The following is an 11,401-nucleotide window of genomic DNA, read 5'->3' as shown; positions in this document are numbered from 1 at the left end:
TTCTATAGAAAAAAGTTCTTCAAAACTTTCTTTGATGATGGCTTTAGTGATTTTAAAGGGTAGGGGATTTGAAGCAGGATTAGAAATATCAAGACTCATAAAGGAATTTGGGGCATTTTTTTCTCCTTAATAACAGTAAAATTTATAAGATTTATCAAAAATACAAACCTTATAAATTTTACTGTTATGATTAAATTTTTATTTATATTTGTTAGGAAATATTCTAGCATAGCTAGGGTAAATTCTGTTATATTTTATGATATGGATTAAAAGTTTATTTATTCGTATAGTTTCATATATACTATGGTGTATTTTTTTTGAGTGTTTCCTAAAATTTTTGCCCAGCCAAGCTTGGCAGTATTTTCATCCCCTAAGATAAATTTCATTTCTGAAAAATAATTGATTTTAAGGTATAAGTCAACACAAAATTCATTATTTGTTAAAAACATTATGCTATTTTTCAAATCATTATGTTTAGTTCCATTGGGCATAAATTTAACTGCTTCTTGATATGAAAGATCTTTTATATAAATTGCTATTTTGTTTTGATAAGAAATAAATTTATCACCTAATATAAAATTACTTCCTAGAGTATGATTTTTTACGCCTAATTTATTTCTTTGAGCATCTGAAATTAAAATTTGGTGGGGTAAATTTTCAATGATTGATAATTTGTCTTTTAGTTTGAAATTAATTTGCAAAACTCTTTCAATATGTGTTTTTGGACGCCTTAAGCTTAATAATAAAGGTGCAAAAGGCAAATATTTGTTTGCAATATCGCATTCTTTAATTCCTAATATATTAAATAAAATTTGAGAGATAGAGTCTTTGAAATTGTCATTAAAAGATCTTGGATAATTTTTTAAGCCAATTACATCGAAGAATATCCAAAGTAAATAGTGATTAAAAAAATCAAAAAATAAAGTCCAGCCTTGTTCCCCATCTTCATTTCTAGATAGTTTATCTAGCATAAATGAAGGAAGTTGCGAAGACACCCCATGCAATCCCATAAAATTTACAAATAATTCTATAAATGATTGATCTGAAAAGATAATTTTTTCTAGATCTTTGTTTGGATGTTTTAGGCTTTTATTGGTTCTTAAAAATATATTTTTTTTTCCATAATCTTTTTCTAATTTTCTTATAAGTTTAAAAAAACTATATGAAGTTAGATCATTCATATTAAAGCTTTTTTTCCAAAGGAAGCAGGATAATGCAAAACTTCTTTTGAATCGAGGCATTTTATCTTTAATTCACAAAAGGAATTAATACTAGCAAAAGATGCTAAAAATTTAGATATAACTAATCCCAATAAATACACTTCGCCTAAAGTATAAAACTTAGAATCCTTAATGCTAAAAATAGCTAATGTCCCTTTTTTTGTAATATTTTCATCGATTAAATAAGTGCTTTTACTTTGAATATCAACTATAGATTCTTGTAAAAGTTCATAAGATTTCCAATTTGATTGATTATCTAAAAAACTATAGCTTTCTAATACGCCAAAAAAAGCTTTTCTGCTTAATATGGTTTGATATGAAAAAGATAAAACGGAAATAAGTTTCCACAATAAATTGCCATCAACACTACATCTTCTTGCTTCGCTTGGAATTTCCACATTTTTGGTATCGACACTTTTTAGATTGCAAGTATTAATATCACCTATTTTTAATTTTGAAGGTAAATCTCCATTGGAGCATAAAAGATCAATACTTATAGTCTCATCCATTAAGTAAGAAGAAGAAAAAAAGGAAATTTTACTAAATACTTCTCCTTTAGAATTCTTTTTAGTGTTTATGCTATAAAAATCTTTTTGATTGTCTTTTAAAAATTCAAAACGTTCAAAACTTTTATAGTTTTTTAGTAATCTCTTACCTCCTTCGCTATTATGCGCCCTAACTTGTAATGTTTGTATGATTTCATAGGCTTTAGGTTGGCTTCTATCAATGAAAATTCGATAGCTATCTTTTTTATGGTTATTTATAAGAGGTTCTGCACTTTTTGCAAAGATATTGATAATGGGTGTCATGCCTAAAGAAAGTAATTCTTTTCTAAATATGCAATTTGTTGGAAAAGGCTTAGAGAATTTAAATTCAATATTAATTGTTCTTCCTTGACAATTATTTAAAACATCTAAGCCATTAATTCTTAGAAAATTAAATTTATGAGGCATAAAAAAATATTCCCTTAATAAAGAAAAGGCCTCAAAGCCTAAATCATTGTAAGATAAACTACTTTCATCTGGATTCAATCCCATTTTTTCAATATTGTAAGTGTTAAGAAAAAATTCTTCACCAGTGTCCAAACATTGAATTTTTAATTCTTTCAAATAAGAGTGTATATACAATAATAAAGTAGTAGACATATAAGTATCGTTGCCTAAATATAAATTAATTTTTTCTAAGCCCAAATTGCTTATTTTTGTTTCTGCTTTATCTACTTGTAATTTTAAATTAAAAGTATAGTCCTGGTTTTTGCTTGATACGAAAACTTCATTTATAGAAATAGGGTAAAGATAGACATCATAAACGGTTTTAAATTCGCAAATACATTTATCTATAGGTTTTGATTTAACAACGGTTCCCTTAGGAATGGTAAGTTTATTTTCTTTATTATTTTGTTCAAGTTTAAATTCTTGCATACATAAAGAAGGCAGGGGGTTTGTATAGTTTGGGGAAATGATATTGATTAGAGATTCTGCAATATGTGGGATATTTTCGTCAAGCTCTTGATGAATTTTAGAACTAAGGATAGCCAAATTCTCAATAATTCTTTCTATATCAGGATCTTTGCTATCGTATGCTAAAAATGGAGTTAGCTTTGGGTAATTTTTTATAAAATGTTCTCTTGTTTCATATAAATACTCAAGTTCTTTTTGATAATAAAAAATATTATCTTTCATTTAACCTCACAATATCTATTATTTTTAAAGATAATTTCTATGCTGAATTCTTTAAAACGATCATCTTGGAAAAAACATTTTGCAATAAAAGAGAGCTGCCAAGGACTTAAACTATTATCGTAAGTAATAGAAACAACTCGTATTCTTTTTTCATAATTATCAATTAATTTTCTTATTTCCTTAGCCATTGATATACATAATTCACTAGAGCTAAGATTGATGTCAGCCATATTTGGCATCCCCAAATCTTTTGCGGTATAGCAGTCATTAATCTTAGAGTTGAGCAAAACCTTTATATTGTTCTTCACATCCTCAAAATCATTTTGATAAAAAGGAATGTATGTATTTTGCTCATCTAGATTGTGAATCAGTTTATCCAATAAAGACATTATTATTCTTTATCTAGTTTCCCTACTAAAGAAAGCTCAAAATTACCACCCATATATTTAAAATGTGGTCTAACGCTTAATCCTATTTTATACCATCCTGGTTCTCCTGGTATATCATCAACTTTAACTTGTGCAGCTCTAAATGGACGACGACTTCTTACTTCAGAAGGTGGATTTTCTTGATCAGAAATATATTGTCTAATCCATTCATTAAGTCCATTTTCAATATCACTTCTTTCTTTCCAGCTTCCTATTTCTTCTCGTTGTAAAACTTTTAGATAATGTGCTAATCTTGAGATTAGAAAGATATACGGAAGTTGAGTTCCTAGTCTATAATTTGTTTCAGCTTCTTTACCTTCTGGTGTATTTGGAAATATTTTTGGTTTTAATGGAGAATTTGCTGAAAAAAATGCTGCATTATTGCTATCTCTTCTTAGTGTTAAAGTTATAAAACCTGCTTCGGCAAGTTCATATTCTCTCCTATCTGTAATTAAAACTTCTGTAGGTATTTTTGATTGCATAGTTCCAAAATTTTCATAAAGATAAGTAGGTAGATCCTTAACAGTCCCTCCGCTTTTTGGTCCTATAATATTTCCACACCATCTATACTTAGCAAAGCTTTCTGTTAATCTTGTGCAAAAAGTATATGAAGAATTAGCCCATAATAAATGGTTATGTGAAGCATGAACATTTTCTTTGTAATTGAAACTTTTAATAGGATTTTCTTCAGGATCATAAGGGCTTCTTGCTAAAAATCTTGTCACTAGTAAGCCTGTATATTTAGAATCTTCATTTTCTCTAAAAGTTCTCCATCTTGTATATTGCGGTCCTTCTAACAAGCCTTGTAAATCTTGAATATTTGCAAGTTCAGAATAATCATCAAGTCCAAAAAACTTTGGACCAAAAGAAGTTAAAAAAGGAGAGTGACTCATAGCCGCAATACTGGCCATTTTATTTAAAAAAGTCATATCAGGACTTGCTGATCCAAGTTGATAATCTCCAATGATCGCCCCTACAGGTTCTCCTCCAAATTGTCCATATTCTGAAGAATATATATTTTTATAGACAACACTTTGTGTTATATCTGGATTATTTTCAAAATCCTCTAAAGCTTCTTCTTTTGTTATATCAAATAGGTTAATTTTTATATTTTCATTAAAATCAGTTCTTTCAACCAAAAATCTAAGTCCACGCCAAGTAGATTCAAGTTTTTGAAATTCTTCATTATGTAAAACTTCATCCATTTGTTTTGAGAGCAAATGATCAATATGAGCTATCATTTCATCAAGTGCAAATTTATTGATTTTTTCTTCAGCATTATCGCTTTTTACAATCTCTGAAATAAATTCAGCAACACCTCTTTTAGCAATACTGTAACTTTCATCAGTTTTAGAGTATTTACTTTTCTCCATAATTTGTTCAATAATTGGAGTATCGACTATTTTAGTATTTGCCATTTTAATTTCCTTGCTCTTCTTGTTTAATTTCTAAAAGTAATTTCTCTTTTGTTTTTTCATTTTTTAATGCTTCTAAAACAGCTTTTCTAAAATCAGGGATATTACCCATAGGTCCTTTTAACGCCATTAATGCTTCTCTTAACTGCAATAACTTATTTAATTCAGGTATTTGTTTAGCTAAATTATCTGGTGAAAAATCTTTCATACTGGCAATATTAAGTTTAACATCAAGCTCTTCAGTTCCTGTATCAAGAGTGTTTTTTACGCTAAAACTCGTTGTTATATCGAGTTTTCTCATCACTTGATCGAAATTGATTTTGTTAATCTGTAAAATTTCTCTTTCTTCTAAAGGGGTTTCATTTTTTCCTTTTAAATTTGCCATTACCATTAATTTTAATGGTAATTCTACGTCTTCACTTTGTCCATTAGTTTTGGCTTTGTATGTAATATTGATACGTTCTTTTGGGGCATGAGATCCATCTGACATTGTTAAATCCTTAATAATGATAATTTTTTAAATTTAGCTATTATATTAAAATTTGCTAAATTTAATCTTGTATTATTTAATTTTATTTTTTGCGTTTTCATATTCTTCGGCTAGATAGTCCTTTAATAAAGTTTTTTCCATCAATTCCACTAAATATATATTTAGAATTTTTGAGTTTTTTTTCATTCCTTTTGATTCAAAAATTTTTGCCATTTCTAATAAGGAGTTGATATTATTCATAATAGAATTATTAAAATTTTCTTTATCAATATTCATCAACATTTGCTCAAAATCTTGTGATGTTTGCTCCTTATTAGTTTTTTTAATTGAAAATAAACTTTTTTTATGTTCTTTTGCTTTAATAAAATATTTATAAACCTCTTCTTTGCAAATAAAATCACCATTTTGAAAACGTAGAAGTTCAATGGTTTCAAATTTAGAAATAAAATTACTCGTTAATATCATAAGAATATCTAGTTGTTTATTTTTTTTCTTTTTTTCTAAAAAATGACAAAAGAGTTGTATACCTTCTATCCAAAAAGGATTTAAAATAAGTTCTTGCATAAAACATTTAATATGTTCTATATCATTTTTTTTATCAGAAAGCAATATACGGATTATATCTGCATCAGGTTTTCTTATTTTAGTAATTTTTTCATTATTGCATTCGGGCAAACACTTAATTTTTCCCCACATTGCTTGGGTAAATAAAGCATAGATGTTAAGATTATTTTCATCCTCTTCCAGAAGTTCAAATGCAAGTTTTTGATAAAAAATTTTATATTCTCTTTCATTGAGAGAATTAATATTATCACTTTTAATATTTACAGATACTTGGGTTACTGGTGATTTTGGAAGTTGTGTTGAAGTTTGAGCAATTTCAATTTTTGCAAAATTACAGGATAGTAAAGCTTCAAATTCTGAAAATAAAGCAATAAATTGCTTGGTAATTTCGGGAGATATAAGCACTTCTGTTTTATTATATTCCTGAATAAAATTTTGAATTAAATTTTGAATTTTTCGTTTTTGAGTTAGTATATAATCATTATTCTCATCCATAAGTTTTTTTAAATGTTGAAAAAGGAATAAAAGTTTTTCAAAACATTCTTGATTATTTAAATTAAAACACGATAAAAGAAAATAATTACAGGTTTTAAATTCTAAAGAATGTTGCATTAATATAAATTGGGAATATTGATAAACTTTATCCCAAGAAATATTTTCATGATTTAAAGTTTTATATTTTGACATTTCATCTTCAAGTAGTTGAAATTCTTGTAGTTCGTCTAAATTATTTTTTGATTGATCGCAAAAAGGCATTATAATTCCTTTAAAAAATTTATTCCATTGTAATTAATTTTTAAAAAATATTATGTTAATTTTTTAAAAATTTACTTTAGAATTAGTTGAAAACTATATTCAATCAGAAAGGATTTAATTTAATGTTCTATAAAAAAAGCTTATTTCTTTTATTGCCTTTGCTTTTCTGTGCTTGCTCAAGCGTAGTCAGCATCAAAATCAACAATAAAGAAAATTCTAATCTTAATAAAAGAAATGATGATGTTCCTGTAACAGCTATTGTATATCAGCTTAAAGATATTAAAAAATTTGAAGAAGCAAGTGATATAGATTTAACGACTAGAGAAGATGGTGTATTAGGAAAAGATAAACTTGATTCTATTAAAACACAAATTGCGCCTAAAGATAACATTATCGCAATTAAAGTAGATAGCGGAGAAGTTCCTTATGTTGGAGTTCTTGTTTTGTTTGCAAATAATACAAACAAAGTAACAAAAGTATGGGCAAAAACTAAAGATGCAAATGGATTTGGAAGTAGTAAGTATTTGAAATTTGAAATATCTAAAAAAGGTATTAAAAGAATTGAGTAGGAATTATATATGGCAAATAAATTAAAAGTTGCTTGGTTTGATGGACTTAATATAGGACAAACTCATTTTGAGCAACAAGAAAGATTTTTCAACAGAAATATTGATCTTAAAACTATAAATATATATAGCAATCTATATGGTATAATCGACTTAGAATTTTCTCAAGAAATGTTATTACAGGGAAAAATTGCACTTTCTAAAATTTCAGGTATTGCACAAGATGGAAGCATTTTTAATGCACCAGAGCAAGATTTGTTACCAGAGCCTATCGAAATTAATTATGAATCTTTGATTGATTCTGTTGTGGTATTGAAAATTCCAATCGGAGTTACCGATATTGCTGATTTGTCTTTGAGAAACACTTTTCCAAATTCAAAGTATATATGTCTTAGAAATAGTATTGCTTTAAGAAATTATGATGATTCAAAATCCAATGCAATGGATAAAATTGAAGATGAATACGAGCTTGAAAATTTAACTTTTACGCAAGAAAAAAAAGACTTGCTTCTTGCAAGTTTAAGATTAAAGCTTGGTATTTTAGGCAATTCGACTCCGGATGAACTTGAATTGCCAATTGCCAAAATTAAAAATATTGATATTAATAAAAAAATAGAGTTGGAAAATGATTTTATACCTACTTGCTTAAATACCAGTAAAATACCTACCATAAGATCTTTTTTGGAAGAAATTATTTTTTCAATCAATCAGCATAAAAAGGTTTTATCCAATATTTTTAAAGGCATAGATCAAACAAAAAATACATTAGATTTTAGTACTTTTTTATCTCTTAATCTTTTAAAAAAATGGTATTTGATATTTTCACATCTATCAAAAAAAGATAAAATGCATCCTGAATTTTTATATGAAAAATTTTTAGAATTTCAAGGAGAACTTGCGGCTTTTAGCAATGAAGAATCTTTTTTAGATTTTATTCCATATAAACATGATAATCTTTATGGCACCTTTTTAAATATGATGAATAATTTAAGATTATTGTTTTCTAAAATCACAAGCCCTAAATACTTTATAGCTAAAACTAGCATTAATGGCAATGGCTTTTATGATTTTATTTTTGATAATCCAGGTATTTTAGAAGATGCTGAAATTTATTTTGCAGTTCGTGCAGATTCAACTATAGAGTATTTACTTAGTAATTTTAAAACTCAAAGTAAAATACATACTCAAAGTAAAATTAAAAATATAGTCGCAACTCAGCTTGGAGGTTTAAATGTAGATCAAGTACCTAATGTTCCATCTAGCATTCCTTATTTAAACGGTTATGTTTATTATAAAATAGATAAAAGAGACCCGTTATTTAAGGATTTTAAAAATGAAAATGTTATCAGTATTTATTTAACCAATAATATAAAAAATCCTGATATCATAATGTGGGCGGTATTTCAATGAGTGAAATGATTAATAATGAGGGAAAAAAGGCATTAAGCTTACTTCTTGATTCAAATTTTGATGGTTTAAAAAATAATAAAATCGTTGATTATTCTTTAGAATTACTTTTGCTTTCCTATAGACTTTCAAAGATAACTTCTATAGACACAAATAATATTAATCAACTTAGAGAAACATTGATTAATAAAATTTTAGATATAACTTCAAAGTTAAGTATGTGTAAAGAATATGATGAAAAAGAAATTATTAAATTCAAATATTGTCTTTGTATTTTTATAGATGAAAGTTTAATGAAAAATGAACTTTTTATCGATTTTTGGGCTCACAATACTTTAACAGTTAGATTATTTGATGAAACTTTGGGTGGCAATAATTTTTATGATATTGCATCTTCGTGGATCAACAATCCTTTTAAATTTAAAGATTTTTTAGAATTTGTTTATGTTTGCTTGATTCTTGGATACAAAGGAAAATATAATGAGGCTAAAGATAGAGATGAAAAAATAATTCATTTTTGTGATAATATTGCTGCATCGTTAAGGCCGGTTTATGAAGTAGAAGAGGAGTTAGCTTTTAATAAAGCGTATAAGATCGGCTTAAAAGAGAATGTTTGGCAGAAATTTATAAGATTATATTTTAAAAAAATAATTATTATTGTGCCAATATTAATTATATTGGGAGTCTTTGGTTATACAATTTTTAATTTAGAAACTAATAATATTAAAATGGATAATAATATATCTGTATTGATAAAAAATTTAACACATATAGAATAAAATTTTATTTATAATAATTTGTTAGATCAAGTTTGTTGGTGCTTAAACGAAAACTTAAATCAATAATCTCAAAGACTATGCAGAACTTGCCTGGGCTAGTTATTTTTATTTTAATTTTTTAATAATAATTAAAATTTTAACAAAAGGAAGGCGGTGTGAAAATACTAAAAAGTCTATATATTATTTGGATTATAATTTGGGGATTTGGAGCTATTTTAGGTTATTCTATGGCATATGATACAACTTTTACTGAAATGTTCTTTTTTATTATTATATTATATCTTTTTCCATTGTTACCTTATTTTTATTATTTGATTTATAACAAAGCAAGAAAAGCAAAAAATGTATTTGTTGCTATTTGTTGCTATTTGTTGCTATTTGTTGCTATTTGTTGCTATTTGTTGCTATTATTGATCAATAGAAATAATGTTAATTTTCAGCTATGCTTAATTACTATTGCAATACATATTATAATATTTGCAACAATTTATTTAATTAAAAGAAATAAAAATGAAAATTCAAATCAATAATCTCAAAGACTATGCAGAACTTGCCTGGGCTAGTTATTTTTATTTTGATTTTTTAAATACTAGAAATATATTCGAACTAGATTCTAATCAAGAAAAAATTCAAGATAAAAATTCTTCTAGAGACTATAGAGAAGTAAAAATAAATTTAGAACATATTATAAGTCAAAAATACAAAGATCAAGAAGTATTGATTAATTTAAAAAAAGATGATACTTGGCAATCAAGAATGTTAAATTTCCTTGATGAAAAAACAAATTATGATAAACTCAACGGAGAATTTGGAGAATTACAAGCTAGAAATTTCTCTCAAAGATATGAGATTAAATTCCACCAGCCTAACACTTTAAGTGGTTTTAGTGCTACTTTGTTTTATGATATGCAAAAAGATAAGTTTATAGTAGGATTTAGAGGGACTGAAAATTTGGTAAATATAGATGTAATGCAAGACCTAGCCCTATCCCTTAATAGCAACCTCCAATCTCCCCCTCTTTTAGAATTTTTAGAACAAGTGGATAAAATAGTCAAAAATGAAAATAAAAACATTATATTTGTAGGACATTCATTGGGTGGATATTTAGCTCAAATGGCTTTAATATATTGTGATAATAAATATAAAGATAGATTATCCCTTAGTCCTAATGAAGTTTATACTTTTAATGCTCCTAGTGTTCATGGATGGAATTTCCCTAATGTGATTATAAATCTAAATACTATAAAAATTTTACGCGATATTTTAGGAAAATATACTATAGATATTTCAGAAAAAATTACCCATATTTATGATAATGGCGGAGTAAAAATCATAGCTTCAGCTCAATATGGTGCAAACAATGCCCTAGGCATATACACAGGAAAAAATGAACACTCTATAAAACCTCTTGTATATACTCTTTATTTTTATTCTTATCTTTTAGAACTTAAAGAAAATGAAGCTAAAGTAATAAAAAACAATTCTTTAAAAGAAGGTTTAGAAAATTTAAATCATTTTATGAAAAATATTGAAATATATACACAAACTTTTGTATTAAAAAATAATACTATCAATAGAAAAAATTTTGGCAATAAAAATGGACATTTTGGATTTTTTAGAAATCATCCTAAAAAAATCAATCATTTTGAATGTTTTCTTTCGTTAATAGCAACTATAGTGCAAGAAACAAATGGTATTTTTCAAGAAGTTGAAGATTATTATACAAGTTATAATGCCCCTGTAATTAATCAAACAAAAATCATAGATTTTATTTTAAAAGTGCAAGAAAAAGAAAAATACATTTTAATTCTCAATCAAAGTGATTTTAACAAATACAGAAAAGATTGCTCTTTTATTAATAATCAGGAAAATTTAGCTTATAAAATCGCTATTGGAGATTTTAGAGTTTTTATTGTAGTTTATCAAGATATAAAATGTCTTGAAAATATTAGCAATATAGCAAAAATATATGGATATAATTCAAAAATTTATAAAATAAAAGATCAAATTTGGGATGAACAATATTTAGGTGGAGTTTGTAAAATATCTCAAGCTTTATATTTTAGCGGAAAAGCTAAAATAGGCATAATTTAG

General features: G+C 26.1%; 10 protein-coding genes. 4 read left to right on the top strand and 6 right to left on the bottom strand.

Features of this window, described 5'->3' with window-relative positions:
* Positions 1-278: 278 nt before the first annotated feature.
* The 6 genes from tssG to CQA44_RS07805 form a co-directional block, all read right to left on the bottom strand.
* Positions 279-1,181, bottom strand: a complete 903-nt coding sequence (gene tssG, locus CQA44_RS07830) for a type VI secretion system baseplate subunit TssG (protein WP_115546708.1) — start codon at positions 1,179-1,181, stop codon at positions 279-281.
* Entirely contained in the window at positions 1,178-2,902 is a 1,725-nt protein-coding gene (tssF, locus tag CQA44_RS07825) for a type VI secretion system baseplate subunit TssF (protein ID WP_115546707.1), read from the bottom strand. The genes tssG and tssF overlap by 4 nt, the downstream gene beginning before the upstream one ends.
* Entirely contained in the window at positions 2,899-3,291 is a 393-nt protein-coding gene (gene tssE / locus CQA44_RS07820) for a type VI secretion system baseplate subunit TssE (RefSeq protein WP_115546706.1), read from the bottom strand. Before tssE ends, tssF begins: the two co-directional genes overlap by 4 nt.
* A 2-nt stretch (positions 3,292-3,293) precedes the next feature.
* The gene (gene tssC / locus CQA44_RS07815; RefSeq protein ID WP_115546705.1) at positions 3,294-4,748 is read right to left on the bottom strand and encodes a type VI secretion system contractile sheath large subunit; all 1,455 of its coding nucleotides are present in this window, start codon (positions 4,746-4,748) and stop codon (positions 3,294-3,296) included.
* Between the two features lies 1 nt (position 4,749).
* On the bottom strand, positions 4,750-5,235 hold the full coding sequence (tssB, locus tag CQA44_RS07810) for a type VI secretion system contractile sheath small subunit (RefSeq protein ID WP_115546704.1): 486 nt from the start codon (positions 5,233-5,235) through the stop codon (positions 4,750-4,752).
* A 72-nt stretch (positions 5,236-5,307) separates the two neighbouring features.
* Positions 5,308-6,555, bottom strand: coding sequence for a type VI secretion system domain-containing protein (locus CQA44_RS07805; protein WP_115546703.1), 1,248 nt, complete (start codon positions 6,553-6,555; stop codon positions 5,308-5,310).
* Positions 6,556-6,677: 122 nt separating this feature from the next.
* Here CQA44_RS07805 and tssJ point away from each other — a divergent pair, with 122 nt between their 5' ends.
* The 4 genes from tssJ (at position 6,678) to CQA44_RS07780 (ending at position 11,401) form a co-directional block, all read left to right on the top strand.
* On the top strand, positions 6,678-7,124 hold the full coding sequence (gene tssJ / locus CQA44_RS07800; protein ID WP_115546702.1) for a type VI secretion system lipoprotein TssJ: 447 nt from the start codon (positions 6,678-6,680) through the stop codon (positions 7,122-7,124).
* A gap of 9 nt (positions 7,125-7,133) precedes the next feature.
* Positions 7,134-8,531, top strand: a complete 1,398-nt coding sequence (tssK, locus tag CQA44_RS07795) for a type VI secretion system baseplate subunit TssK (protein ID WP_115546701.1) — start codon at positions 7,134-7,136, stop codon at positions 8,529-8,531.
* A gap of 5 nt (positions 8,532-8,536) precedes the next feature.
* Positions 8,537-9,307, top strand: coding sequence for a type IVB secretion system protein IcmH/DotU (icmH, locus tag CQA44_RS07790; RefSeq protein WP_408941382.1), 771 nt, complete (start codon positions 8,537-8,539; stop codon positions 9,305-9,307).
* Between the two features lie 510 nt (positions 9,308-9,817).
* Complete coding sequence (locus CQA44_RS07780; RefSeq protein WP_115546699.1) at positions 9,818-11,401, top strand: Mbeg1-like protein; 1,584 nt, start codon at positions 9,818-9,820, stop codon at positions 11,399-11,401.

This window comes from Helicobacter sp. MIT 14-3879, assembly GCF_003364125.1.
The sequence above is the reverse complement of the archived record's forward strand: the minus strand, read 5'-3'. Positions and strand labels throughout refer to the sequence as shown.